Source organism: Pseudodesulfovibrio pelocollis (assembly GCF_030282845.1).
In the GTDB taxonomy this organism is placed as follows: domain Bacteria; phylum Desulfobacterota; class Desulfovibrionia; order Desulfovibrionales; family Desulfovibrionaceae; genus Pseudodesulfovibrio; species Pseudodesulfovibrio pelocollis.
Map to the genome: position 1 here is coordinate 13,372 of NZ_JASTWE010000032.1, position 24,906 is coordinate 38,277.

29 protein-coding genes and 2 tRNA genes are annotated in these 24,906 nt (G+C 67.2%); 10 read left to right on the forward strand and 21 right to left on the reverse strand.

Annotated features, from left to right (window positions below; translation table 11 throughout):
* Window positions 1-110: 110 nt before the first annotated feature.
* The 5 genes from QQS14_RS11615 to QQS14_RS11635 are packed head-to-tail and all read right to left on the reverse strand — an operon-like array spanning window position 111 to window position 2,938.
* Complete coding sequence (locus tag QQS14_RS11615) at window positions 111-917, reverse strand: ComFC family protein (protein ID WP_285907165.1); 807 nt, start codon at window positions 915-917, stop codon at window positions 111-113.
* A gap of 6 nt (window positions 918-923) precedes the next feature.
* Complete coding sequence (locus QQS14_RS11620; protein WP_285907166.1) at window positions 924-1,529, reverse strand: flavodoxin family protein; 606 nt, start codon at window positions 1,527-1,529, stop codon at window positions 924-926.
* Window positions 1,526-1,750 carry a hypothetical protein gene (locus QQS14_RS11625; protein WP_285907167.1) on the reverse strand — a complete coding sequence of 75 codons (225 nt, stop codon included), beginning with the start codon at window positions 1,748-1,750 and terminating at the stop codon, window positions 1,526-1,528. Before QQS14_RS11625 ends, QQS14_RS11620 begins: the two co-directional genes overlap by 4 nt.
* A 46-nt stretch (window positions 1,751-1,796) precedes the next feature.
* Window positions 1,797-2,420, reverse strand: coding sequence for an MBL fold metallo-hydrolase (locus QQS14_RS11630; RefSeq protein ID WP_285907168.1), 624 nt, complete (start codon window positions 2,418-2,420; stop codon window positions 1,797-1,799).
* Window positions 2,417-2,938, reverse strand: coding sequence for a nitroreductase family protein (locus tag QQS14_RS11635; RefSeq protein ID WP_285907169.1), 522 nt, complete (start codon window positions 2,936-2,938; stop codon window positions 2,417-2,419). Before QQS14_RS11635 ends, QQS14_RS11630 begins: the two co-directional genes overlap by 4 nt.
* Window positions 2,939-3,235: 297 nt before the next feature.
* On the opposite strand from QQS14_RS11635, the gene QQS14_RS11640 reads away from it, so the two are divergent.
* The 6 genes from QQS14_RS11640 to QQS14_RS11665 all read left to right on the forward strand — a co-directional run bounded on the left by QQS14_RS11640 (window position 3,236) and on the right by QQS14_RS11665 (window position 8,412).
* Window positions 3,236-3,802 carry an RNA polymerase sigma factor gene (locus QQS14_RS11640; protein WP_285907170.1) on the forward strand — a complete coding sequence of 189 codons (567 nt, stop codon included), beginning with the start codon at window positions 3,236-3,238 and terminating at the stop codon, window positions 3,800-3,802.
* Window positions 3,792-4,397 carry a glycogen-binding domain-containing protein gene (locus tag QQS14_RS11645; RefSeq protein WP_285907171.1) on the forward strand — a complete coding sequence of 202 codons (606 nt, stop codon included), beginning with the start codon at window positions 3,792-3,794 and terminating at the stop codon, window positions 4,395-4,397. Before QQS14_RS11640 ends, QQS14_RS11645 begins: the two co-directional genes overlap by 11 nt.
* Window positions 4,381-5,106 carry a hypothetical protein gene (locus QQS14_RS11650; protein ID WP_285907172.1) on the forward strand — a complete coding sequence of 242 codons (726 nt, stop codon included), beginning with the start codon at window positions 4,381-4,383 and terminating at the stop codon, window positions 5,104-5,106. The genes QQS14_RS11645 and QQS14_RS11650 overlap by 17 nt, the downstream gene beginning before the upstream one ends.
* Window positions 5,107-5,279: 173 nt before the next feature.
* Window positions 5,280-6,236, forward strand: coding sequence for a tetratricopeptide repeat protein (locus QQS14_RS11655; RefSeq protein WP_285907173.1), 957 nt, complete (start codon window positions 5,280-5,282; stop codon window positions 6,234-6,236).
* Window positions 6,237-6,257: 21 nt separating this feature from the next.
* Window positions 6,258-7,205, forward strand: a complete 948-nt coding sequence (locus QQS14_RS11660; RefSeq protein ID WP_285907174.1) for a hypothetical protein — start codon at window positions 6,258-6,260, stop codon at window positions 7,203-7,205.
* Between the two features lie 127 nt (window positions 7,206-7,332).
* Window positions 7,333-8,412, forward strand: a complete 1,080-nt coding sequence (locus tag QQS14_RS11665) for an HD-GYP domain-containing protein (protein ID WP_285907175.1) — start codon at window positions 7,333-7,335, stop codon at window positions 8,410-8,412.
* 77 nt (window positions 8,413-8,489) lie between these two features.
* On the opposite strand, the gene QQS14_RS11670 is transcribed toward QQS14_RS11665, so the two are convergent.
* From QQS14_RS11670 to QQS14_RS11715, 10 genes are all read right to left on the reverse strand, one after another.
* Entirely contained in the window at window positions 8,490-9,344 is an 855-nt protein-coding gene (locus QQS14_RS11670; protein ID WP_285907176.1) for a transporter substrate-binding domain-containing protein, read from the reverse strand.
* Between the two features lie 79 nt (window positions 9,345-9,423).
* Entirely contained in the window at window positions 9,424-10,209 is a 786-nt protein-coding gene (locus QQS14_RS11675) for an acyl-[acyl-carrier-protein] thioesterase (RefSeq protein WP_285907177.1), read from the reverse strand.
* A 53-nt stretch (window positions 10,210-10,262) separates the two neighbouring features.
* Window positions 10,263-11,042 (reverse strand): substrate-binding periplasmic protein, encoded by a 780-nt coding sequence (locus tag QQS14_RS11680; RefSeq protein ID WP_285907178.1) that lies wholly within the window; start codon window positions 11,040-11,042, stop codon window positions 10,263-10,265.
* 92 nt (window positions 11,043-11,134) lie between these two features.
* Window positions 11,135-11,728: a MarC family protein gene (locus QQS14_RS11685; protein WP_285907179.1), complete on the reverse strand. Its 594-nt coding sequence runs from the start codon at window positions 11,726-11,728 to the stop codon at window positions 11,135-11,137.
* Between the two features lie 102 nt (window positions 11,729-11,830).
* On the reverse strand, window positions 11,831-12,592 hold the full coding sequence (locus QQS14_RS11690) for a substrate-binding periplasmic protein (protein WP_285907180.1): 762 nt from the start codon (window positions 12,590-12,592) through the stop codon (window positions 11,831-11,833).
* A gap of 139 nt (window positions 12,593-12,731) precedes the next feature.
* Window positions 12,732-14,348 carry a DNA repair protein RecN gene (locus tag QQS14_RS11695; RefSeq protein WP_285907181.1) on the reverse strand — a complete coding sequence of 539 codons (1,617 nt, stop codon included), beginning with the start codon at window positions 14,346-14,348 and terminating at the stop codon, window positions 12,732-12,734.
* Between the two features lie 160 nt (window positions 14,349-14,508).
* Entirely contained in the window at window positions 14,509-15,633 is a 1,125-nt protein-coding gene (locus QQS14_RS11700) for an alginate lyase family protein (protein ID WP_285907182.1), read from the reverse strand.
* A gap of 2 nt (window positions 15,634-15,635) precedes the next feature.
* Complete coding sequence (locus QQS14_RS11705; protein ID WP_285907183.1) at window positions 15,636-16,127, reverse strand: GNAT family N-acetyltransferase; 492 nt, start codon at window positions 16,125-16,127, stop codon at window positions 15,636-15,638.
* Window positions 16,124-16,987 carry an ABC transporter permease gene (locus QQS14_RS11710; RefSeq protein ID WP_285907184.1) on the reverse strand — a complete coding sequence of 288 codons (864 nt, stop codon included), beginning with the start codon at window positions 16,985-16,987 and terminating at the stop codon, window positions 16,124-16,126. Before QQS14_RS11710 ends, QQS14_RS11705 begins: the two co-directional genes overlap by 4 nt.
* Window positions 16,984-17,982: an ABC transporter permease gene (locus QQS14_RS11715; protein ID WP_285907185.1), complete on the reverse strand. Its 999-nt coding sequence runs from the start codon at window positions 17,980-17,982 to the stop codon at window positions 16,984-16,986. Before QQS14_RS11715 ends, QQS14_RS11710 begins: the two co-directional genes overlap by 4 nt.
* A 150-nt stretch (window positions 17,983-18,132) precedes the next feature.
* Here QQS14_RS11715 and QQS14_RS11720 point away from each other — a divergent pair.
* Window positions 18,133-18,208, forward strand: a tRNA-Ala gene (locus QQS14_RS11720).
* Between the two features lie 330 nt (window positions 18,209-18,538).
* On the opposite strand, the gene QQS14_RS11725 is transcribed toward QQS14_RS11720, so the two are convergent.
* From QQS14_RS11725 to ruvA, 3 genes are all read right to left on the reverse strand, one after another.
* A complete protein-coding gene (locus QQS14_RS11725; protein ID WP_285907186.1) occupies window positions 18,539-18,694 on the reverse strand; it encodes a rubredoxin in 156 nt (51 codons plus the stop codon).
* A 93-nt stretch (window positions 18,695-18,787) separates the two neighbouring features.
* Window positions 18,788-19,771, reverse strand: a complete 984-nt coding sequence (gene ruvB, locus QQS14_RS11730) for a Holliday junction branch migration DNA helicase RuvB (protein WP_285907187.1) — start codon at window positions 19,769-19,771, stop codon at window positions 18,788-18,790.
* Window positions 19,768-20,388, reverse strand: coding sequence for a Holliday junction branch migration protein RuvA (gene ruvA / locus QQS14_RS11735; RefSeq protein WP_285907188.1), 621 nt, complete (start codon window positions 20,386-20,388; stop codon window positions 19,768-19,770). Before ruvA ends, ruvB begins: the two co-directional genes overlap by 4 nt.
* A 208-nt stretch (window positions 20,389-20,596) precedes the next feature.
* Between ruvA and QQS14_RS11740 the strand changes: the two genes are divergently transcribed.
* Complete coding sequence (locus tag QQS14_RS11740; RefSeq protein WP_285907189.1) at window positions 20,597-21,130, forward strand: hypothetical protein; 534 nt, start codon at window positions 20,597-20,599, stop codon at window positions 21,128-21,130.
* Between the two features lie 78 nt (window positions 21,131-21,208).
* Here the strand turns inward: QQS14_RS11740 and ruvC are convergent, their stop codons facing one another.
* The 3 genes from ruvC to QQS14_RS11755 are packed head-to-tail and all read right to left on the reverse strand — an operon-like array spanning window position 21,209 to window position 23,120.
* Entirely contained in the window at window positions 21,209-21,715 is a 507-nt protein-coding gene (gene ruvC, locus QQS14_RS11745; RefSeq protein WP_285907190.1) for a crossover junction endodeoxyribonuclease RuvC, read from the reverse strand.
* A 6-nt stretch (window positions 21,716-21,721) separates the two neighbouring features.
* Entirely contained in the window at window positions 21,722-22,465 is a 744-nt protein-coding gene (locus tag QQS14_RS11750) for a YebC/PmpR family DNA-binding transcriptional regulator (RefSeq protein ID WP_285907191.1), read from the reverse strand.
* Window positions 22,466-22,520: 55 nt separating this feature from the next.
* The gene (locus tag QQS14_RS11755) at window positions 22,521-23,120 is read right to left on the reverse strand and encodes an RlmE family RNA methyltransferase (protein WP_285907192.1); all 600 of its coding nucleotides are present in this window, start codon (window positions 23,118-23,120) and stop codon (window positions 22,521-22,523) included.
* Window positions 23,121-23,140: 20 nt separating this feature from the next.
* On the opposite strand from QQS14_RS11755, the gene QQS14_RS11760 reads away from it, so the two are divergent.
* Complete coding sequence (locus QQS14_RS11760) at window positions 23,141-24,709, forward strand: glycosyltransferase family protein (RefSeq protein WP_285907193.1); 1,569 nt, start codon at window positions 23,141-23,143, stop codon at window positions 24,707-24,709.
* Between the two features lie 85 nt (window positions 24,710-24,794).
* Window positions 24,795-24,870, forward strand: a tRNA-Ala gene (locus tag QQS14_RS11765).
* Window positions 24,871-24,906 lie beyond the last annotated feature (36 nt).

The following is a 24,906-nucleotide window of genomic DNA, read 5'->3' on the forward strand; positions in this document are numbered from 1 at the left end:
AGCTAGCCGCAACAGGGCAGGTAAGTCAAGCCCTGCGCGCCGGTTTTTTGCGATTTTCTCGCATCGGCGCGATTCGGGCAGGAGTGCCAGCGCGATTCGGTACCGTGCTGTCAGCGCGGCTCGCGCCCGGCGCGGGCCAGTACCAGCGCGTCCAGCCCGGCGGCCCCGGCGCGGCGCAGGGTGCGGGCGTACTCGGTCAGGGTCGCGCCCGTGGTGTACACGTCGTCCACCAGGAGGGTGGTCCGGCCGCGCACTTGTCCGGCGTCTGCGGCAAAGGCGTCGCGGATGTTCTCGCGGCGCTGGTCCTTGTCCAGGCTCATCTGGGGCGCGGTATGGCGCACCCGGGCCAGGGCGTCGGCCGCCACGGGCCTGTCCAGGCTGTCCCCCAGGCCGCGCGCCAGTTCAAGACTCTGGTTGTAGCCGCGCTCCCGGAGCCGCCGGGGGTGGAGCGGCACGGGCACGATGATGTCCGGCAGCGCCACGGTGCGAACCGCGTCAGTTGCGCCGCGCCGGAACGCTTCCGAGGCGAGCGTGACCAGCAACCGGGTGCGGTGCAGGCCGCCGTGGAATTTGAAGTCGATGATCAGGTCGCGCAGCGGGCCGGAATACGCCCCGTGGAAAAAGAGCCGGTCCCACGGCGGCGGGTCAAGGCGACACTCGGCGCAGATGATGGCCGGTCCCCGGGATTCGTGGCCGCTCTCGTCCAGTCTTTCTTCCGACGCATGATCCGGCCCGTCGCCGAACATGTCGCCACAGCGGGCGCAGCATCCCGCAAGGCGGGGGCGCAGCGCCTCGGCGCAGGCCGGGCACAGCGGGCTGCCCGGGTGGTCTATGAGGGCCGAGCAGACCGGGCAGCGCGCTGCGGCCACGCCCAGGGTCTGCGCGAGGCGGGCCAGTCGAGCGGTGAGGCCGCGCATCGCGCCCTAGGGGGCCTCTTCCCAGGCACGGCGGCCCAGGGCGGTGATGGCGTTGCGGTCGGCCCGGTTTGTCAGGTCGTCCGGCCCGTCCACCCCGCGAAAGGTCAGGGGGTCGTCCAGGGTCATGGCGAAGTTGTGCAGAAAGTAGCGCAGCGTGACCGCAGCTCCCTCGAAGAGCTTGTCGCCCCGGGGGCGACCGGCCGCGAACACGGCCCGGGCGGTGCGCTGGGGCAGGTCGGTCAGCCAGGGCGCGCCGTCTGCCCGGGCGGCCCAGAACTGTTGGCCCCGGTCGATCCAGGTCTTGAACATGGAGGGCAGATGATAGAAATAGATGGGCGAGGCAAAGAGCACGGCCCTGGCCGTGAGCAGCGGCTCGAAGAGGTCCCAGGCCGCATCGCCCGGGCCGAGCACGCACAGGTCGCGGCCGCGCCGCTCGCCCGGTTCGTCGCAGTAGCCGCAGGCCAGGCAGGGGCGCACCTCGTGCTCGCGCACATTGATGATGTCCGCCTGCCCGCCCGCCTCGCGCACGCCGTCCGCCAGCCAGGCTGCGGCGCGGTCGGTGTTGCCGCCCCGGCGGTGGCTGCATGCGAAGATGACGGCCCTGTCGGTCATGATTCGTTTCCTGTGTCGGCGGTTTCATCCTGGCCGGAATACACCGGCTTGACGCGGGTCATGCGCGTCAGCGCGTGGTCGCCGCGTTCCTCGATCTCAAGGGTCCAGTCCGGGTGGCTGTGCATCTCGTGGCGCACCTGGGCCACCCCCTTGGGGGCGACCAGGGCCTCGACCCGGTCTGTCCTGGCGAAGCGGAGGTACCAACCTACCTCCAGTCCCACGCCTCAGCATTTGTCACGGATGTCGATGCTGACCATGTCGCTCATGCTAGAATCCCGCGAAGAAAGGGTTGTGGTTCATCTCGTCGCCCACCGTGGTCTCCGGGCCGTGGCCCGACAGGAGCAGGGTCTCGGGCGGCAGGGTGAAGATGCGCTCCGTGACCGAACGCTTGAGCGTGTCGAGGTCGCCGCCCTCGAAATCGGTCCTGCCGATGGAGCGGTAGAAGATGAGGTCGCCCACAAAGGCGGCCCGGGCCTCGGGAAAGTAATAGGTCAGGCTGCCTATGGAGTGGCCCGGGGTGGCCAGCACGGTGCAGGCCAGCCCGGCGAACACGGCCTCGCCCGGTTCGATGGTCTGCGCCTCGTAGCGGTCAACCGGCGGCAGGCCGAAGAGGCCGCCCAGGCCCAGCTCGGTTTCGAGCAGGTAGGCGTCGTCGACCCCGTGCAGCACGGGCGCGCCCGTGGCCTGGGCCAGGGCCTTGTTGCCGTAGGTGTGGTCAAAGTGCAGGTGGGTGTTGAGGATATGGGTCAGGGTCAGCCCCTTGTCCTTGAGATAGGCCAGCACCGGGGCCGGGTCGCCGCCCGGGTCCACGGCCACGGCCTCGGCACCGTTGGCCAGGACGAAACAGTTGGTCTGCAGGGGGCCGAGGGCAAAGCTCTTGATTTCCGTCATATCTCCTCCAGGAGCAGTTCCGAGAGTGGTTTGCGGGTTGAGGCACCCTTCTGGTCCGGGTGGCCCAGGGAGATGACCGCCTGGAGTTCGTGGATCTCGGGATCAAGCCCGAGGGCGGCCAGGGAGGCACCCTGATCGTTGACGATCTGGCCGATCCAGACTGCGCCGAGGCCCAGGGCGTGGGCGGCCAAAAGCATGTTCTGGATGCAGGCTCCGGCCCCTTGGTGGTCCTTCATCTCGCTGTACATGGCGCTTTTTTCGAGGGTCACGGCGATGCAGGCGGCCGAGGCGCGGATGATGTGCGCGTACTTGGTGCACTCGGCCAAAGGATCGCGCCGGGGGTCGTCGCCGGTGATCACCAGGAATCGCCAGGGCTGGTTGTTCAGGCCGCTGGGTGCCCAGCGGCCGGCTTCGAGGATGGTCAGGATGTCCTCCCGGGCAACGGATTGTCCGGTGAACTTGCGGATGCTGCGCCGCTCAAGCAGGGCGCGTATCACGGGGTTGTCTGTCCGGCTCATATGCGTGTACTCCTTGACAGGCTGTTGAAAAATGGCAATCTGCGTCGTTGCTTCAAAAAGTTCAAATCCTCGCGTACAGGAAGTACGCTTCGGCCTTGAACTTTTTTCGCGCCTAGCATCTCGCCATTTTTGAACAGCCTGCTGGGTCTGACTATTTCAACGGCCAGTTGACTCACCGTGTTTAGCCTACCAGGGCGCAACGGGCAAGGGGGGCATGTGACCCTTTGCCGCCGAGGCGCGTATATGTCTTGTGCAGATGAGTCGAACACCGCCCGCTCCGGGCGGACGGGAAGATGAATGGACGAAAGCCGCGAAGCAGAGATCATAAGCGACGTGCTCCAGGGCGACGTGCAGGCCTTCGAGGCCCTGGTGCGCGCCTATCAGGGGCCGGTCTATGCGCTCATGCTCAGATACGTGGGCGATGTCGATGTGGCAGCCGACCTCGCCCAGGAGGCCTTTACCAGGGCCTATGCGCGGCTTGAGACCTTTTCGACGGGGAAGCGCTTCTTCCCCTGGCTCTATTCCCTGGCCCTGAACGTGTCGCGCGACTGGATGCGGCGCAACGGCCGGGACAGACATGTGTTCATGGACGACGCGGCCGGGATGGTACGCGTCGAGGACCGGCCAGACGAAAGGCAGGCCATGGACGACCAAGTGGACGGGGCCAAGGCCTTTGACCATGTCATGGGCCTTGCCCCCAAATATCGAGAGGCGCTGCTCCTCAGGTTCCGGTACGATTTCTCCATGCAGGAGATCGCTGGCGCCCTGGGGATCACCACGAGCGGCGCCAAGATGCGCGTCAGCCGGGGACTGGAGATGGTCCGCGAGCGGTTCACGGAGGTGAACGATGGTCATGAACGGTAGCAGTGGTCGAAAGGATGCCGGGCGCGACAACGCGGCCCTTGACGCCCTGATCAGGGACGCCGTGCGGCGCGCGCCCGAGCCGGTCCCGCCCGATGGTTTTTCCGCACGGGTCATGGCCGGGCTCGCCCCCAGGCGGCTGTCGGCCATGGCGCGGCTGCGGCTGTGGCTGACCCGGCCCCGGTCCGTGACCTTCACGCCCTTGCGGCTTGTCCCGGCCATGGCGGCGGCCGTGGTGCTGTTGGCCGTGGGGTTCCTGGCCCTGGAGCGCGTCAACGCGCCCGTGGCGATGGATTCATCCGGACAGGGGACGCTGCCGGTCCGGTTCGTGCTGCACGACGCGGACGCCTCGGCCCGGGCCGTGTCGGTCATCGGCGGTTTCAACGGATGGCAGGCCGGAGCCTCGACCATGCGCCACGACCCGGCCGCCGGGGTCTGGGTGCTCGAGACCCGGCTCCCTCCGGGCGATCACGAATACATGTTTCTCGTGGACGGCAGGCCCGTGGCCGACCCGCAAGCGCGGCTGACGCGCGACGACGGCTTCGGCAACGTCAACGCCATACTCATCGTCAATGGTCGCCATGAACATATGCTGTAATCCCCGTCTTGTTTCGGCCCTTGTCCTGGCCCTGTTCCTGTGCGTCCCTGCCCAATCCGCCAAAGGGGCAGACAGCCAGTGCGCCGTGTCGCGGGAACTGGCCGAGCGGGTTCGCGAAAGCGCGGCAGACCAGGCCGAGGCCATCCTCTCGCGGCTGGCCCTGGCATGCGACGAGGGATTTCCCCTGGCTCCCTTTGAGGGCAAGGTGGCCGAGGGGTTGGCCAAGAGAGTACCCCCGTCCGTCATCGTCACCACTCTGGACAGAAAACTCGACGCCTTCGGCCACGCAGCCGCCATGCTGCGCCAGTGCGGGCTCGCGGCGCGGCCGGACGCCCTGGCCGTCCTTGGCGCGGGAATCTTCGACGGTGTCCCGGACGCGACCCTGAACGGGTACGTCTGCGCGTACGCCGACCAGGAGCCCGGGCCGTTCCTGTGGGGGCTTGAAATGCTCTGCTTCCTGAGCCGGGCCGGATTCGACGACGCGCTGACACGCTCGGTGCTCGACGCCGGGTTCGAGGCCGGGTCGCTGACCCGGGACTGGCGCTATTTCGTCCGCGTGGTGCTGGCCGCCCGGCAGCGCGGGGTTTCGGATGGGGCCGTGGCCGAGGCGGCCCGGGCCGTGCTTCGGGACCATGGCTCGCCCTCGGACGTCTCCACCCGCCTGGGCTTTACCGATAGGGATCTGACCGGTCGCTCGTCCGGCAGCTGAGCGGTCGCCCGTTGCCTGATTCATCCTGCCTCTGATATGCTGGGAAAACGTGTTGCGCGCAGGGCTTTTCCCTGCCCGCGCCCGTTTTGTCGCGAGGTGTTGTGACCTGTCCGGCCGCAGCGTCGTATATTCTTGCAGACCGGTCGAGACGAAAAACCCATGGGAGTCCTTACGTGAGAAATGTCGTGCTGGGAGTGCTGGCGGCATCGGTTCTGATGTTTGCCGGGTGCGCCAAGGTCGTTGGTCCGTACTATCTGGAACAGGGAAAATATCAGGAAGGGATAGACCTGCTGGGCAAGCGGCTCCAGGAGAACCCTTCGGACGCGGACTCGGCGTACTATGTCGCCCGCTACCATCTGGCGCTGAACAGGCCCGGGGAGGCGATGCCGTACATGACCAGGGCCGTGGAACTGGCCCCGGACAAGGCGGATTACCGGTTCTGGCTGGGAGTCACCCGCTGGGCACTCCTTGACTACGAAGGCGAGCGGGAGGCCTATCTGGAGGCGGTCCGCATCAATCCGCGACACATCTCGGCCAATCTCTATCTCGGGCACGGCTGTATCGACCGGGGAGAGTGGGATGAGGCCCTTGCCCGGTACGACACGGTCATCGCCCTCGACAAATTCAACCCCGAGGCGCTGTACAATCGCAGCACCGCCCTCGGGCGGCTTGGAAGGGCAAAGGACGAAGCGGCGGCGCTGAAGACGTTCCTGGAGTTCTATCCCGACGGGATGCTGGCCCTTGAGGCCACCGAACGACTCAATCTGCACGGGGACTTCACCTACCGCAACTTCATCCTCGGAAGTCGCAACGTCACGCTGAGGAGCATGGCGTTCAAACCAGGGACCGATGAACTGGACATGGACAGCAAGGAATCGTTGCGCGTGGTGGCGGCCATGATGGACGCCAACCGAAAGCTCGCCCTCCATGTGGTCGGCTATGTCCAGGGAGACCCGGAACTGGCGAAGGCCCGCGCCCGCAGTGTGCGCGCCGCCCTCCTCGCCGGGCGTCCGTTTCTCGATCCCGCAAGGCTGCCTTTGAGTTGGTTTGGATCGGCCGAGACCGTGGAGGTGGGCGAAACGGCCCACACCCTCCCGGAATCGGTGCAATTCATTACCGTAGTCCGGTAAGACAACGAAAAGGAAGACAGTATGCGTTCAATATTCAAGAACTTGGTTTTCTGGTTCATGGCTGTCGTTCTGGTGGTCGTGCTCGGCGCGGCTTTGGCCATGGCCCAGGAGGAAGGGGCCACCTCCGGCGACGGAGTGACCGCCACCGAGACCGGCATCGGCGACACGGGCACTGGCGAGACCGACACCGGCGACGCAGGCACTGGCGACGAGACTTCGGCCTTTGCCAACCCGGCCCAGGCCGCTCATGCCGAGGCCCTGGCCGAGGCTGCCGCCGCTGCTTCTGCCGAGTCCACGGCCGAGGCCGTGGCCGAGGCCGAAGCCGCCGTGGCCGAGGCCGAAAGCGCGGTGGCCGCTGCCACCGAGGCCGTTGCCGCCGCCGAAGCGGCCGAGGACGAGGCTGCCGTGGCCGAGGCGCAGGCGAGCCTGGCCGAGGCCCAGGCCAGCCTGGACGCGGCGCGGACCGCAGCCGATGATGCCGTGGCTGATGCGTCTTCCGTGGATGTGGGGGCCATTGCCTCCATGCGCGAGGCGGGCATGGGCTGGGGCGAGATAGCCCATGAGCTGGGTGTTCATCCCGGCACCCTTGGCCTGGGCCACAGGAATCGCGAGCAGGCGCAGGTATCCAGCCAGGGCGTGGGACTCGCCCGCGCCTCGGTGGCTTCGGCCGCTGGCCTTGGCCTGGGCAAGGCCACGGGCCGTGACGTCAAGAGCGGCGTCTCCAAGACCCCTGGCGTGGCCGCTGGCAAGGGGAGCAACGCCGTTGGTCTGAGCCGGGCCTCGTCCAAGGCCAAGACCGGAGCCAAGGGTTCGGCCTCGGCCAACAGTGCGGCCGCTTCCGGCGGCCGGGGCAACTCCGCCAGCAGCGGCAAGGGCGCAGGCGCCACCGGTGCCGCCGGCGCGTCTGGCGCCGCCGGAAAGGGCGGCGGGAACAGCGGGGGCAAGGGCGGAGGCAAGGGAAAGAACTGATGCCGCCTCTGGCACGATATTGAAACAGGGAGCGTCTGCGGGCGCTCCCTTTTTTCTCTCCCCACCTTCCAAGGGGCGGAAAACATCGCTATGGTCTGGAAAACAGCCCGCAACCACCGGACACGCCATGCCCCAGCCAGACACATCCCACTCCCCGCCACCGGGCGCGCCCCTGTCCGAGACCTATCTTCAGATCAGCCCGAACATCCTTGAGATATTCCCGAGGTTCCGGCCGCCTGTGGACCTCTATCTGCACGATGAGGCCGTGGGCCGGGTGGGGCTGTTCCACCGCGCGGGCAAACGGCTGGGTACCGAGGCCCAGGCCCGGGTGGGGCAACTGGCTGGCGAGGGCCGCCTCTTCCTGCTGCGCGAGGATTATCTGGTCTATGCCCGGCATCTGAGCCGCAAGCTCGGGCTGGTGCTGGTGGAGGACGGCCTCAATCCCCGCGAGGTGGCCGAGATCTTCTTCCTCGCCCTGCGCGACACCGTGGCCGGTTTCCTGGACCAGCCCCGGCGCGAGGAGCTGGACCGGCTGCGCGACAATATCGCCATCCTGGCCGAATACCTCTGGGCCGACCCCTGCCGGGTGGAATTTCTGACCCGCACCCTGCACAAGGAGCACGACCCGGCCGTGCACGCGGTGAACACCCTGTTCATCGGCCTTGGCCTGTTCGTCATGCTCTCCACTTCAGGATCAGGCGGGCCAAGGGGATCAGGCGCGCCCGGCGGGCAAGGCTGGTCGGGCGAGGCGTCGCGCGCCACCCTGCCCACCCTGGCCCTGGGGCTGGCCCTGCACGATCTGGGCATGACCAGCGTGCCCCGGTTCATCACCGACAAGGAGCGCTACCTGTTGCGCCGCGACCGCGAATCCATCGAGCGGCACATCGAGGCCGGGCTGCGCAAGCTCGACCGGCTCAAGGTGCACGATACGGTGGTCCGCCAGTGCCTTGCGGAGCACCACGAGCGGCTCGACGGCTCGGGCTATCCGCGCGGGCTGCGTGGCGAGGCCATTTCGCTGCCCGGGCGGCTGTGCGCGGTGGCCGACTCCTTTTCCGCCATGATCGGCAGGCGGCCCCATCGCGACGCCGGGGCCGTGGCCGGGGCGGTGACCACCCTGGTCCACGAGTCCAGGCGCTACGACAGGCGGCTGACCGGCCTGCTGGCCGTGCTCGTGGGCAGCGGCGTGCCCGGTTGTGTCATGAGGTGATTCAGGGGTCGGCCGCAAGGTCGGTCAATGGAGCGCGTAACTGGCTGAAGGACAGGGAGCGGTGCCAGGAAGGGCGCTCACTCCACCCGGCGGTGGCGTTGGCTCAGGAGTCGCACGGCGAGGGCCAGGACCAACACCAGCAGGCCGATGAGCATGCCGCGCACGATCCAGGGTGATCGTTCCGGGGCGTCCATGAACCATTTCCCGTGAATCCGGGCGATCCGCTTCTGGTCCATGCGCTCCCAGCCGTGGATGACGAGGTTGAGGATGTCATGGCGTCCCTCGACCACGGCCGCCCGCAGGGGCTTGCGGTAGAGCAGGTCGGCCCGGTCAAAGTCGTCGCGGCTGTCATGCATGGCGAGGCAGGCGCTGGCCGTGGGGGTGTCTGCGGCAAAGGCCGGATACTCGCCCCGCGCGGCCGCCCCGATCATGGAGAGGTTCTCATCAAAGAGGATCAGGGGCGTGCCGGGCCGGTTGGCGCGCATGAAGTATTCCTCGTATCCGCCCCTGACCACGCCCACGGGCCGGGCCTTGGCCGCGTCCCTGCCCTTGCGCACATGGATGTGGGTCGAAAGCTCGATGATGTCCGGGCCGAAGTCGAAGATCCGGTCGCGGTCGGCCGAGTGGACCAGCCCGCCGTGGACGTCCGCCCGGCCGTCGAGGACCATGTCCAGCGATTCCTGCCAGGTGCCGAGCTTGAAGACGATCTCCATGTCGTTCTCGCTGCCAAAGGCGCGCCAGAGATCGACCAGGTACCCGGCGGGTTCGCCCTCGGAATCGAAGAAGCAGAACGGTGGGTAATAGGCGTCGTGGGCCACCAGGAGAATGGGGCGGTCATAGGGCGTCTCCGCCTCCCCCCTTCGGCTGTCGCCCGCAGCCGGGCTCGCGCAGAGCACGGTCAGCAGGCAGAGTGTCGCGACAATCCTTGGCATGGAGGAATGGTAGGCACAAATGGCGCTGATGGCAATGATTACCAGATTTCTGTGAGGGCGGCGACGGTCCGCCCACGGGTCAGGCGCGCGGCCGCCACCAGGAGCGCATGCGCACGATCTCGCGGTTGTCGGCCACCCGGGTCAGGCTGTGGAGCAGGGTGGGCGCGCCGTTGTCCGGGGCGTCCTCGGCGCAGGCCGAGACATAGGTGTCCCCGGCAAAGGATTCGCTGCGGAACTGGATGTCGATGCCCGCGCAGCGATGGGCCGCCTCCCAGGCCTCGGGCACGGCCTCCAGGCAGAATTCCGCATAGCGCACGTTGTTGACGTGGCCGTTGATGTCCAGGTCGGCCCGGCGGGCGGTGACGGCAGCCTCGTGGTCCCCGGACCGCAGCCGGGTCACGGCCTTGGCCGGAAAGGCGAGGGCGCGGTCCATCTCGGGGATGAACCGCTCGTGGAGCACCTCGGACGGCGGATCGGGCCGGTGGGTGCGGGCGTTCATGGTCACCCAGGCCGAGGTGGCCCGGCCCAGGATAGCGTCCGGCTCACCTTGCTTCCGGCCCGGGTCGAGGATCAGGAAGTCGCGGGTGGCCACCAGCCGTTCGTTGCCCGAGGGCCAGGTGCGCACCGCAAGGGAGTCGCCATAGCCGGGCATACGTTCCATCATCACGTGCAGCCGGGCCAGCAGCCAGTAGTGGCCGCTGGTTTCCAGGTCGTGGTAGCCGAAACCCAGGGCGTCGGCGTGGCGCGAGGCAATGTCCTGAAGCTGGTTGCAGATGGCGGTGATGGGGATGCGGCCGTTCTGGCGCGGCTCGTAGGAGCGCACGTCGTAGCCGTGGTCGAGGACGAGGGAGGATTCGGGCGTCATGGGGAATGCTCGCGGCCACGCGTTGGCGGGCGGGTTTTGTCGTGTTTGGCGAATCAGAGATAGCCGAGGATGATTTCGCGGATGACGCCCTGGTCCATGGCCTCGTCCTGGACCGCGGCGAACCGCTCCAGGAGGGCCGGGGCGTCGGGGTGGCTTGCGCGCAGGCCGAAGTGGAAGCTCGACGGTTCGCCCACGGGCAGCTCCCGGATGCGCATCCTGTCCTTGAGCCCGGCCTCGCGCAGGGTGTGCAGCGCGGCCAGGCTGTTGCCCACAAAAATGTCCGCCTCGCCCGAGGCGACCATGTTCAGGGCCGTGGCTAGGGAGTCCACGAAGGTGATGGGGTGGTCCTGGGGAAAGGTCCGGGCCGCCCAGCCGTTGCCCGCGTAGTCCACCTGCCTGAAGGGGCGCAGCCCGTCGAGGTCCGTGATGGCGTTGATCTCGGCCAGCCGGGGGTTGTCCACGGCGCAGAAGATGGAGGGCAGGCTCTCCACCACGGGCATGTCGGCGAACAGGGCGAATTTCCGCCGCGTGGCCGTGGGGTTGGTGCACAGAACATCGGCCTCGCCGCGCTCCACCATGGCCTGGGCCAGGGGCCAGTCCAGGCCGCGATGCGTCAGGGTCATGCCCATGCGCGCTCCCAGCAGCTCGTCCATGCAGTCCACAAGGATGCCGGTCATGGCCCCGTCGCGCTCCATGGAGAACGGGGGAAAGTTCCGGTCCCAGCAGCAGATCAGGTCCTGCCGGGAGGCGAGAACCAGGGCCGGGTTCAGGGCGATGGCGGCGGCGGTGGTGCCGAACAGGGTCAGGGCGTGTCTGCGGGTGAGCTTGGTCATGGCGTACCTGTCTTGGGTGTGTCGATTTGCGGCACTATAGGGTGTGGCGCGCACCATTGCAACCTGTCCGGGCGACAGTGTTTTGCGCGAGGTCAGGCCATGAAGTTCCTGACCCCGGTGAAGACGATCTGGGCGGCCATGGCCGAGAGGACCAGCCCGGTGATGCGCATGAGCACGGCCAGCCCCATGGGGCCGATGAGCCGGTGGATGGCCGTGGCCGAGAAGAGGAGCCCGGCCACGGTCAGGCAGGCGCAGACCAGGGCGGCCGCGCCCACGGCCTGCTCGGCGGGCCCGCCCAGCTCCGCGCCGAGGATGAGCAGGGTGCCGATGGTGGCCGGGCCCACGGTGATGGGCATGGCCAGGGGTACCACGGCCATGTCCGTGTTCTCTTCCGGCTCGGGCCGCGACCGCTTGCCCGAGACCAGGGACACCGCAGAAAGAAAGAGCAGGCTGCCCGCACCCACCCGGAAGCCGTCCATGGTGATGCCCAGGGTGGCGAAGATGGGGTTGCCCGCATAGTACAGGACCAGGGCGATGATCAGCACGGCCACTGACGTGCGCAGCGCCACCTTGCGCCGTTCCGCCTTCTCCATGCCCTCGGTCAGGGACAGGAAGACCGTGAGCACGAAAAACGGCGTCAGCAGGAAAAACAGCTTGATGAAGAGCGAGACGAAAAGACTGCCCATGGATACCTCGCGTCGCGCGTTGCCGGAAGGATGTGCGGTCCCGGGGCGCACCGTGCGACCCGTCCGTCCGCAGGCGAGTGTATCCGTCTGCGGCCCGCTTGGCTAGTGGGCGAAGTTGCGTTCCATGATGGCGTCGTACACGCCGTTGGCCTTGAGGGTGTCCAGGGCCTGCTGCCACTGCTCCACCATCTCGTCGGGCACGTCGAGGGAGAAGGCGAGCCAGGCGCTCGACTCGTTGAACAGGTATTCGGTGCGCTCGAAGTCCTCGGGGTCGAGGCCCGCGTGCCCGACCATGTAGCGGTAGGTCCTCTCGCCCATGAGCACGAGGTCCACGCGCCCCTCGATCAGCTTGTGGTAGCTCGAATCATAGGTGGGGCCGATGTCGAGATTGGTGAAGCCTTTGGCCGCCATGGCCTTATGGGTGTAGCCGTCCTTGCGCGCGGCGATGCGGGGTACGGCCTTGGCGTCTTCCAGGCTTTTGATCTCAAGGGGGCTGCCCTTGCGCTTGAAAAAGTAGTCCCCCTCGCCGAACACCGGGCCGACCCACTTGAAGAGCGGCTCGCGCTCCGGGATGCGGACAATGGCGAAGAGTGCGTGCCCAGGTTCGGTCTTGGCCTTTTCAAAGGCCCGCAGCCAGGGCACTTCCTTGAGTTGGCTGTCGTCGCCCACGAGGCGCTGGATCTCGCGGACCACCTCGGGCACCACGCCCCAGAGCCTGTCGCCGTCCGCGTATACCAGCGGCGGGTAGACGATGGCCTGCATCTCGACCTGGCCCGCTGCCGCGACACCGGGCAGGGCCAGCCAGAGGCAGAGCAGCAGGGCGGCAGGATGTCGGCCGATACAACGGTGCTGGACTGGACGCATTATCGCCAAAGTGTCCCCTGTGAAAGAATGCGTTACAAGAGTGTCGATACTACTGTAGCCGGGTGAGGGTGTCCAGAGAAATCGCTGGGCGGCATGATCGGAGAGCGACTTGCGGCAGGTCGTCGCCCCCATGAGCGGGTCAGCGGCAGAGCTTTTCGGCCAGGGCGTCGCCCTGTTCGCCGCCGCCGGCCATGCGCGAGAGTTCGGCCCTGATGCCCTCGCCTTCGAGGCGGTCGCAGCGGGTGAAAGTGGCCCCGTCCACCACCTCTTTCTGGATGAGAAAGTGCCGGTCCGCCCTGCCGGCCAGCTGGGGCCAGTGGGTGATGAGCAGGGTCTGCTGCCTGTCGGCCAGGGCACGCAGCCGGGCTCCCACGGCGTTGAGGGTCAGGCCGCCGATGCCCGCGTCAACCTCGTCGAAGATGAGGGTGGGCAGGGCGTCGTGGTCGTCTGCGCTGTCGCCGCCCATGGTCACCAGGGCGAGCAGGAAGCGCGACAGTTCGCCGCCTGAGGCGATCTTGTCCAGGGGCTGGGCGGGCTGGCCCGGGTTGGGCACCCACATGAGCCTGCCGCGCAGGTCGTTGCAGCCGGGGTACAACTCGCGGGTGTCGAACTCGAAGTGGACCTTGACGTGCTCGGAAAAGCCGAGGTCCTTGAGTTCCTCCACAATGCGCGCGCACAGGGACTGGCCCGCCTTCTGCCGCGCCCGGCCCAGGGTGGTCAGGACGGCCTTGAGGGATTTGGCGGCCGCGTCCTCCTCGGCCTTGAGCGCCTTGAGGTCCAGGGCGCAGACGTCGAGGAAGGAAAGACTATCATCGATCTCGTTCTTCAGGTCCACGATCTCGTCCAGGCCGCGCTTGAGCTTGCGCTTGAGCCGGGCCAGCTCGAACAGGCGCGCCTCGATGTCGTCGAGGCCCATGTGGTCGTCGTCCAGGTCCTGGCCCTCGGGGCCTCGCCGCAGCCGCGAGTCGAGATCGTGCAGCATCATGCGCAGCTCCTCGATGGCTTCGCGGTCGTCCTCGAAGCCGGGGAAGAGCCGGGCGATGATCTCCATCTCGCGGGTGAGCAGGGTCATGGAATCGAGCAGGCCCACCTCGCCGTGCAGGATGTTCAGGGCGTTTTGCAGACACTCGCCCGCCCGCTCGCGGTCCCTGAGGATTTTCTTGCGCTCCTCCAGATCGTCCTCTTCACCGGGCCGGGGTTTGACCCTGTCGATCTCCTTCTTCTGGAACTCCAGGAATTCCCGTTGCTTCGCGACTTCCTCGTAGCGGGCCACGAGCCGGGCCTTGCGTTCGAGCACGTCGTTGAGCACGGCCAGGGCGTCGTTGCGCGCGGTGAGCAGCGATGGGTCGGGCAGGAACGAGTCGAGCACCTCGGCCTGATAGGCCGGGGAGAGCAGCTTCTGCTGGCCGTGCTGGCTGGTGTGGATGACCAAGGCGTGGCGCATGTCGCGGATGGTGGGCTGGGAGGAGAGCTGGTCGTTGATGTAGACCCGGCTGCGCCCGGTCTCGGCCGAAAGCTCGCGCCGGATGACTGTCTCGCCCTCGGGCAGGACGAAGAGCGCCTCCACCGAGGCCTTTTCCTTGCCCGGCCGCACCAGGGAGGCATCCATGCGCTCGCCCAGCAGAAAATCCACGGCGCGCATGACAAAGGACTTGCCCGCGCCGGTCTCGCCGGTCAGGGCGTTGAGCCCGGGCGAGAACTCAAGCTCCATGTCCTCGATGAGCGCGAGGTCCCTGATGCGTAGCAATTCGAGCATGATGCAATGCCTCCGGCGAGTCCCGGCCCGTGCCGACGCGGGCGGGCGTGTTTCAACAGTCTGAGGGTCTTTGCCAGCGGGTCCTGCCGTTTCTGGCGACATGATACCACGGATTTGCCAAAAGTCCCGGACAAAAACCGGGTCAACGGTTCCGGTGATGTCAGTGGGCCAGCCGCGCCCGGGCGTGGTCGGCGGTCGGTCCCGCCAGATCGCAGTATGCGGGTTCCTTGTACACCAAGGCGGCCCGGTGGAAAAGGGGGGTGTCGTCGGGCGGACGCAGCCGGTCGGCGCAGTCCGCATCAGCGGGTGCCGTGTCCCGTGGCCCGGCGGCCAGGGCGTCCAGCCCCCCGCGTAGGCCGGTGGCGTGCCAGAGGTCGACGCCCGCTCCCTCGGCCACGGCGGCCAGGATGAGCATGGCCCGCAATTCCGTGCCGGTCCGGGGCTGTGCCGCCATGCGCTGGCGCAAGCTTTCGGCCGTGGCCCGGGCCAGATCGTCGTCGCCGGTGAAGCGGGCAAAGGCGGCCACCTGGGCGGTGTGCCACAGGCCGAGGCTGCCCCGGTCCGCCGCTGCCAGCCGTCCGGGCTCGCTGTGGCGCAGCCAGTGGAGATACTCTGTGAACCAGCCCCGGACAGCCCGGTCCACCGCCGCGCTCCAGGCCGGTGAGGTGGCGAGCATACAGGCGGCCTCGGCTGCCGCGATCATGTCCCGGGTCTCGATGATGCCGGTGGGGCTGCCCTGGCCCCCCTCGGGCCGGGTGCGGCCATGGTCCAGGTTCGGCCGGGCGCGGGTCAGGGAGTCGCAGCACCACGCCCAGAGCAGGGCCGTGCCCTTGCCCGCGTAGTCTGTCTCGCCGGTCAGCCTCCAGGCCAGGGCCAGGGTCAGGGCGTGATCAGCCATGCGGCGCATGCGCAGGCGGTCATAGGTGTCGGCGCATGGGTCGGTTGTGTCGGCGAAGGCGGGGTCGAGGGACCAGTAGTCGTGCAGATCGCCGCCGGGCGGCGGGCCGGGCTTGAGGACCACGGATTCGGCCGGGGCGGCCATGGCAGCGTCCGCGTCGCGGATCAGGGCGCGCAGGGCCGGGGTCAGCACCGGGTCCCTCGCCGCGAGCCGGGCCATGGTTCCATTCAGGACATCGGTCGAGAAAACGAGGGTCGCCGGAGTTTCCACCAGCGCCGGGTCCTCGGCCAGCGCCGGGCCGGGCGCGAGCCAAGGGGCGGCCAGGAACGCGAGCGGAAGGACAAGCCCCGCCAGCCGTCCAATCGCGGCCCTTTTCCGCCCCTCCATCCTCATCCCTTGAGTCTGGTGACCATCTTGAGCATGGTGTATACCTTGACCGGCCCGCCGGGCACGTCGCGCGAGTCGAAGCTCGACGCCCGGCGAAAGCGCATCCTGGCGAAGAATTCCAGGGCCGGAGCGTTGGCCTCGTAGCAGTAGAGGGTGATGGTGGGAAAGCCCATGGCCCGGTACTCGGATTCTATCCAGTGGATCAGGGCGCGGCCCGCCCCCTGGCCCTGATAGGCGGGGTCCACCCACAGCTCGGTGATGGTGTGGTCCGTGTACATGACAAAGCCGACCACGCGGCCCATGATCTCGGCCACTCCGGCCCGGCTCAGGCCGATGCGCACCGTGCGCGAGGCCGTGTTGGCGTCGTACCATTCGCGCACGTACTGCTCGGGCATGAAGGTGGCGTAGCTCTTGGCAAAGGCGTCGCGCATGATCTGTTCCATGGCGAAGACATCGTCCTGGGTCGCGGCGCGGGTGTGTGGGGTGATGCTCATTGTTTCAGCCTCGGATCGAGCAAATCCCGCAGGGATTCGCCAAGCAGGTTGTAGCCCAGGACCGTGACGAGGATGGCCAGCCCGGGAAAGACCGACAGCCACCACGCGATGCCCAGCACCTCTTTGCCCTCAAGGAGCATGTTGCCCCAGGAGGCGTCGGGCGGCTGGACGCCCAGGCCGAGAAAGGAGAGGGAGGATTCCGTCAGGATCGCCCCGGCCACGCCCAGGGTGGCCGAGACCAGCACCGGAGCCAGGGCGTTGGGCAGGATGTGCCGGAAGATGATGCGGCCCGACCCGGCCCCGGCGGCGCGCGCGGCCAGCACGTAGTCGCGCTCGCGAATGGTCAGGGTCTCGGCGCGCACCAGTCGGGCCACGCCCATCCAGCCTGTCAGGCCGATGACCACCATGATGTTGGTCAGGCTCGGCTCCAGAAAGGCGATGACCGCCAAAATCAGGAAGAACGACGGGAAGCAGAGCATGACATCCACCCCGCGCATGATGATCTCGTCGACCAGCCGTCCGAAATAGCCGGCCATTAGCCCGAGGACCAGCCCGATGGAGGTGGCGATGCCCACGGCCACGAAGCCCACCCACAGCGAGACGCGCCCGCCGAAGAGGATGCGCGAGAACACGTCGCGGCCCAGGGCGTCGGTGCCCATCAGGTGCTCGGCGCTGGGAGCCCTGAGCAGGGCGTCCACGTTGATCAGATTCGGATCAAAGGGTGCCAGCCACGGGGCGAGCAGGGCACCGACGGACATCAGTCCCACGATGAACCCGCCCACGGCCAGCAGGGCGTGGCGCGACCAGGGCGAGGGCCGCTTCAGGGCGCGTCGCCGCGTCGTGCGGGAAAACCACGTCATCGTTCGCGCCCTCCGCCCAGGCGCACGCGCGGGTCGGCCAGGCCGTAGCCCACGTCGGCCAGCAGGTTGCCCGCCAGGGTCAGCACCGCGCCGAGCACCAGGCTGCCCATGATCAACGGATAGTCGCGGGACATGACCGCCTGATAGAAGAGCTGGCCCAGCCCGGGCAGGGCGAAGATGGACTCGATGATCACCGAGCCGCCGATGAGCGCGGGCACGGACAGGCCGAGGATGGTGATGACCGGCATGAGGGCGTTTCGCAGCGCGTGCTTGAAGAGCACCACCCGGCTGGGCAGCCCCTTGGCCCGGGCGGTCATGATGTAGTCCTGGCGCAGCACCTCGAGCATGGAGGAGCGCATGAAGCGGGACATGCCCGCCCAGGAGCCGGAGGTGTAGATGAACACCGGCAGGATCAGGTGCCTGATCACATCCCAGACCTTCTGCGGCCCGGTCATGTGCTCGTGGCCCAGGGAGGTGAGCCCGGAGATGGGCAGGATGGGCCAGGAGATGCCCAGCCAGAGCATGAGCAGCAGCGCCAGCCAGAAGCCGGGCATGGCAAAGCCGATGAAGACCACCACCGTGGACGCCCGGTCAAAGGTGCCGCCCCGCCACCAGGCCGAGGCCACGCCAATGGGCACGGCGATGAGCAGGGTCAGGATCAGCGAGGCCACGTTCATGCCGAAGGTCAGCGGCAGCCGCTCCTTGATCTTGTCCCACACGGGCCGGTGGTCGCCGGACATGGACTGGCCGAAGTCGAGCCGCACCAGCCGCGAGAGCCAGCTTGCGTACTGGATGTGCAGGGGCCGGTCCAGGCCGTAGAGCTTTTCGAGCTGGGCGCGGGCCTCCATGCCCGCCTCGGGATTGAGGGTGGTCTGCAAATCCGTGGGCGAGCCGGGCGCGAGGTGGATGACCCAGAAGCTGACAACCGTGATGCCCAGAAAGACCACGGCCACCCAGACGAGTTTCAAGAGAATTTTTTTGAATATCTGGGCCATTGGTCGTCCTTGTTCTCCGTGATGCCTCCCCTGTTTACTGCAAGACCGTGGCCGAATCAATGAACACCGCCCACAAAATTCCACACCCCCGCCGCATTCCCTGTTGACATCTCCCGGCCTCTTGGCTAATTATCCTCCACCCAACGACGTGGGGCTGTAGCTCAGTTGGGAGAGCGCTTGAATGGCATTCAAGAGGTCGTGGGTTCGATTCCCTCCAGCTCCACCATACGAAAGTTAAGGGTTTCAAGTAAATACTTGGAACCCTTTTTTCGTGCCTGATGGCGGATTTCAGGAATATGTCCGCTATGTGTCCGCCAACATACCGGAGAGCAAAAAGAAAGCCCCCGTACTTGGCGGGGGCTGTTCGGAAATTTTGTCGGGATGTTGCCGGGATACAACTCCTCAGCCAAAGGTCTGTTGTTGGGTGTTGCCTGAAAACTCTGCCGATTCGATGAAACGGGGTTGTGTTGGGCGTTACCTGGAAACGTTCCTTTGCTCTTGGTTTCACCATACGCCATTTTTGGCGTGGTGCAAGTGTTTTCCGTCCGCGCTCGGGTTAGAGTTTCTCGAAGTATTCCTTTTCCGCGCCGCACTGGGGGCAGACCCAGTCGTCGGGCAGGTCCTCGAACCGGGTGCCGATGGCCACGTTGTTGTCCGGATCACCCTCGGCCGGGTCGTAGATGTAGCCGCAGGGACATTCCCATCTTTCCATGATCATATCCTCCGAATAGGTTTGTTGCCCTGAGCATACCACAAAGTGCGGGGGGTTCAAGGCCGCTCGGGTCGATTTTCGGCCCGGGGCAGATCAGAGCAGTTCGAGGCGGTCGTCCATGCGCACCTTGAGGTGGCGGTAGGCCTTGGCCGTGGCCACCCGGCCACGCGGGGTGCGCTTGAGAAAGCCGCACTGGATCAGGTAGGGCTCGTAGATGTCCTCGATGGTCCGCACCTCTTCGGCGCAGGCGGCGGCGATGGTCTTGAGGCCCACCGGCCCGCCGCTGAAGTTCTCCACCATGAGGGAGAGGATCTTGCGGTCCATGGCGTCGAGGCCGTGCTGATCCACCTCCAGCCGGTCCAGCGATGATTCGGCGATCTCGCGGGTGACCGTGCCGTCGCCGTGGACCAGGGCGTAGTCGCGCACGCGGCGCAGCAGCCGGTTGGCGATGCGCGGGGTGCCCCGGGCGCGCCGTCCGATGGCCAGCGCGCCGTCGGGCTCCACGTGCACCCCGATGATGGCTGCCGCGCGTTCCACGATGCAGCCCAGCTCCTCGGGCGAGTAGAACTCGATCCGGAAGATGCAGCCGAAACGGTCGCGCAGGGGCGAGGTGAGCAGTCCGAGCCGGGTGGTGGCCCCCACCAGGGTGAAGGGCTCCAGGTCGAGCTTGACCGTGCGCGCGCCAGGGCCGGACCCGATGATCAGGTCGATCTGGAAATCCTCCATGGCCGGGTAGAGCACTTCTTCCACAGTGGCTGGCATGCGGTGGATCTCGTCGATGAAGAGGATGTCGCCCCGGTCGAGGTTGGTCAGGATGGCGGCCAGATCGCCCGAGCGTTCCATGACCGGGCCCGAGGTGGTGACCATGTTCACGCCCAGCTCGCTGGCCATGATCCGCGCCAGGGTGGTCTTGCCCAGGCCGGGGTTGCCGTAGAAGAGCGTGTGGTCGAGCGGCCGCGAGCGCTCGGTGGCGGCGCGGATGAAGACATCGAGGTTGGCCCGCAGTTCGTCCTGGCCGATGAAGTCGGACAGGCGGCGCGGCCGGACGCTCTCCTCTGGGAGTGTGCTCTTGCTCATGAGCGGGCCGCAGCGATGCGCCTCAGCGCCGTGCGAATGGCCGAGGCGGCGTCGAGATCGGGTTCAGCGTCGTAGATTTCCAGCAGCATGGGTCTCACCTCGTCCTCCTGATACCCCAGCCCCTTGAGACCGGCAAGGGCGTCGAGGTATTCGCCGCGGCCTCCCTCGGCCCGGGGCGCGTCGCCCTTGGCCGGGGCATGGGGCGGGGCGAGTTTGTCCACCTTGTCCTTGAGATGCCAGAGTATCTGCTTGGCCGATTTCGGCCCGATGCCCGGCACCGTGGCCAGGGTGTCGGCGTCCTCGCGCCAGGCTATCTCTCGCAGGTGTCCGGCGTCGAACATGGAGAGGATGGCCAGGGCCTTCTTGGGGCCGAGCTTGTCGATGGAGATGAGGGTGCGGAAGAGGTCGAGGTCGTCGCTTTCGAGGAAGCCGAAAAGGTCGATGGCCTTTTCCCCAACCTGGGTGTGGACATGCAGCGCGGCCTCGCCGCTCCGGCCGGGCAGCCGGGCCAGCACCGACGTGGGCGCGGCCACCTCGTAGCCCACCCCGCCGGGCGTGAGCAGCACCAGTCCCTTTTCACTCACGGACAGCACCGTTCCCTTGAGATATCCGATCATGCGGCTCCTCCGTGCCCATGGTGTACCCCATCGCGGCGAGACATTCAAAGGGAATGCGCACCCCTGCGGCGATGCGGCCAGCCCCGCATTTGCGGTGACTTTTTCGGCGGGATTGGTGTATATGTATGAAGGATATACTTCCGCAAAACAAGGAGCGGTCATGCGACACTGCGCAACAGCACCCCCGGTCGGACGGTTTCTTCTTTCCATGTCTCTGGCATTGGCGGTCTTGCTGGCCACGACCTGTCCCGCCCTGGCCCAGGACACCACGCCCCTGACCACGGATGATCTTGTTTCCCTGGTGGGCGAGGTCGTGGTGGAGGAGGCGGCCCAGGCGGATGAGCGGGTCAGGAAGGCCCGAGAGATGTACGACGAGGTCATGCGACGCGGCACCAGGCAGCAGCAGACCGAGGCGGGCAGGGAGCTTGATCGGGCCAGGGAGCGCTCGGGGATCGCGGCGCGCAATCTCGACGAGGCGCGCGTCAAGGCCATCGCCGAAAAGAGCGGTCGTTCGCCCGCCGAAATCCGGGCCATGCGCGACTCCGGCATGGGCTGGGGAGCCATCGCCAACGAGACCGGCGTCCACCCCTCGGTAAACGCAAAGGGCAAGGCAAAGGGCAAGGGGGCCGACGCCGCCAAGGGCCGGGGAGCAGGCAAGGGCAGGGCAGCGTCCGGGAATGCCGTGGATCTCCCGCCGGAAGCCACGGGCAAGGGCAAGGCAAAGGGCAAGGGCAGCCAGTAGCAGCCCGCCCGCGTTGGGACAAAAAAGTTCACCCGGCGCTGCCGGGCGAACCTTTTTCAAGTTTCGGAGATGGTGCGGTCAGCCACCGATCAGCCTGCGCATGCGCCGCTCGTTCAGGTGGCAGATGGCCACGGCCAAGGCGTCCGAGGCGTCCTCGGGCCAGTCGGGCTTCTTGATGCCCAGACAGCGGGCGACCATGAAGGCCACCTGATCCTTGGGCGCGCCGCCCACGCCCACGAGGTTCTTCTTGACCTTGCTCGGCTCGTATTCGGCCACGCTCAGGCCGTGGGTGGCGCAGGCGGCCATGGCCGCGCCCCGGGCCTGGCCCAGCTTCAGCGCCGAGGACGGGTTTTTGGACACGAAGACGTTCTCGATGGCCGCCTCGGCCGGATCGTGGGCCGTGATCAGTTCGGCCAGCCGGGTGTAGATGACCCCCAGGCGCGTGCCCATGTCCTTGCCCGCAGGGGTGCGGATGACGCCGGTGGTCACCAGTTCGGCCTGGCCCGATGATTCGCGGACGATGCCGTAGCCCGTCACCCGCGAGCCGGGGTCGAGCCCAATGACCACCACGCTGCCCTGGCTCACGCCCGCCTACTCGTCCTCGAAGAGTTCGTCAGGGAAGTCGGCGTTGAGGTAGACCTTCTGGACGTCGTCGTTATCCTCAAGGGCGTCGAAAAGGTTCATGGTCTTGCGGCCGGTGGACACGTCCACAGGGATGAGCGTCTCTGGCACGCGGCCCACCTCGGCGGACTCGTAGGCCATCCCGGCGTCGGTGAACGCCTGCTGCACGGTCATGAAGTCGCCGGGCGCGGTGTGCACGATCAGGGAATCGCCGTCGTCCATGATGTCTTCGGCTCCGGCTTCCAGGCCCACTTCCATGAGCTGGTCCTCGGTGTACTTTTCCTTGTCGAAGATGATGACGCCCTTTTTGCTGAACATGTAGGACACGGCTCCGGCCTCGGCCATGCTGCCGCCATGCTTGCTGAAGATGTGCCTGATTTCGGCCACGGTGCGGTTGCGGTTGTCGGTGGCCGCGTCCACGAGCATGGCCACGCCGCCCGGGCCGTAGCCCTCGTACACCACCTCGATGTAGTCGCCGCCCGCCAGCTCGCCGGTGCCCTTCTTGATGGCGTTTTCGATCCTGTCCTTGGGCAGGTTGACCTGCTTGGCCTTCTGGATGGCCAGCCTCAGACCCGAGTTGTCCTCGGGGTTGCCGCCGCCCGCCTTGGCGGCCAGGATGATGTCCTTGGCGGCCTTGGTAAAGAATTTCGCCTTCTTGGCGTCCTGGCGACCCTTGCGATGCTGGATGTTCGCCCATTTGCTGTGTCCGGCCATATGTCCTCCTCAAAGGATGTGCAAAGAAAGGTTGGGTTCAAAATGGTCGATTATTCTACCCGTCTGTCCCGACAAAGCCAAGCGCCACGATGAAGAGTTCCTTGCTCTCGGAACGCGAGCTGTACGGCTTGAAATATTTCACTTTCTCAAAGTGCGGCCGGAGCGAGTCGGCATACGCCTTTGTCTCGCCTCCGTCGAAAATCTTGACCGCGAAGTGGCCGCCGCGCTTGAGCCGTCTGGCCGCCACCTCGAAGGCGCGCTCGCACAGTTCCAGGCTGTTGGCCTGATCCGCGAACTTGATTCCGGTTGTCTTGGGGGCCATGTCGCTGATAACAAGGTCAAAGGGCGCCAGCGGCTCCATGGCCGCCAGCAGTTCCGGCGCGTCCGAAAACACGTCGGCCTGGAGGAAGACGATGTTGTCTGCAAAGGTGTGCTTGGTGGCTTGGATGTCCACGGCCAGCACGCGCCCCTGCGGACCCACGCGCTCGCTCGCATACTGCGACCACGAGCCCGGGGCCGCGCCCAGGTCGAGCACGGTCAGGCCCTTCCTGAAGAGGCCGAACCGCTTGTCCATCTCCTTGAGCTTGTAGACGGAGCGGGCCGCGTAGTTTTCCTTCTTGGCCCGCTTGAAGTATTTGTCCTGGTATTGTTTCATGGCACCGCTCCTTGCCCGGCGTGGAGCGATTGGTAGCCGAATACGCCGGAAAAGCCAAGCGCAGCATGGTCCACCGCCCCGTCAGAATCCGCATCGTCAACGAACTGGGCAATGCCCAGACCCTGCCCGATGGCCCGGACCAGTTCGAGGTGCTGCCCGGCGGGCAGGACGCCGTGTTCCTCGGCCTGGGGCCTGACCCGGCCGCCACGGCCGTGCTGTTCGCGCGCTTTCCGTCCGCGGCCTTCATCGAGTGCCCGGCCCTGGCCGAGCAGATCGAGGGCTGGGCCGACGCTGTCCCGGCTGGGTTCGTCCCCCTTGCGCCCGAGGCGTTCACCCCGGAGCGCGCGGCAGCGGCCACCATCATCCGCTACCGCCCGGTCCTCAAGGCGTTCCCTTCCTTTTTCGCCCCCCTGGCCGCCCGGGCCGCGCTGGCCAAGGCCCGCGTCGCGCCGCACCGCGCCCATGGCGGACGCAGGACCGTCTGGCTGCCCACGGCCGAGAGCGACCTGATGACCCGGGAAGTGGCCCTGGCCTTCGAGTCGCGCGGGTTTCGCGTGGTCATGGTGGAGCGCGAGGGGTTGGAGCGCTCGCCCGGCACCGAGCTGCCCCGGCTGCTGGCCCAAGGCACGCCAGACCTCTTCCTCAGCGTCAATTTCCGGGGGCTGGAGCCCTTTGGCCTGGGCTTCTCGCTGCTGCGCGAGGCCGGGGTCAGGGTGGCGGTCTGGCTGGTGGACAACCCCTGCAATCTGCTCACCGGGGTCAAGTCCGGCTACTGGCGGCAGGCGCGGCTTTTCGTGACGGATCACAGCTTCATCGGCCCGCTGGTGGGGGCCGGGGCGCGCTGGGTGACGCACCTGCCCCTGGCCACCAGCCCGGAGCTGTTCGCCGAGCCCGGCCCGGTGCCTGACTGCGCCCACGGCCTTGCCGACAGGCTCGTCTTCGTGGGCCGCTCGGCCTTTCCGCACAAGGAGCGCTTCTTTGCCGGGCTGACCCCGGACCCGGCCCTGCTGGCCGAGGCCGAGGCCATGCTCGATCACGGCCAGCGGCCCGATCATCACTGGTGGCGCGAGCGCGTGCCCGCGCCCCTGTGGCCGGGCAACGAGGTGCGCCGCGCGGGCGCAGGGGCCGAGGCCGCCGGATATTTCTGGCGCACCCGCTGTCTGGCCGAGGCCGGGCCGCAGGCCGTCATCTTCGGCGACGAGGGCTGGCGGGACGCCCCGTCCGTGACCGCAGAGCTGCGCCCGCCGCTGGACTATTACGCGGCCCTGCCCGCCGTGTACCGCGCGGCCGGGGCCAGCCTCAACGTCACGGGCATGCAGCTTCCGGCCGGACTGACCCAGCGCCATTTCGACGTCTGGTGCGCGGGCGGCCTGCTCCTGACCGACGCCAATCCGGGCCTGTCCATCTTTCCGGCCGAGCTGACCGGGCCGATCACCTTTGCCGGGCCAAAGGACATCGAGCCCCTGTTCGCGAGCCTGCGCGCCGACCCGGCCACCCCGGCCCTGCGCCGGGCCTGGCGCGATCTCATCCTGCGCGAACACACCTACGCCCACCGCGTGGACACCATGGTCACCACCCTTGGTCTGTGACCGCGCCCCGGCGCACAATCTTCCCCACCCCCTCGTCAAAACACTTGTCCCCGCCCCGAAAAAGCGCTAACAACCCTCAACCCAAGGGGACGTAGCTCAGCTGGGAGAGCACTGCCTTCGCAAGGCAGGGGTCGAGAGTTCAAATCTCTTCGTCTCCACCAGGAAAAACAAGAGGTTGCAGCACACAATGCGCAACC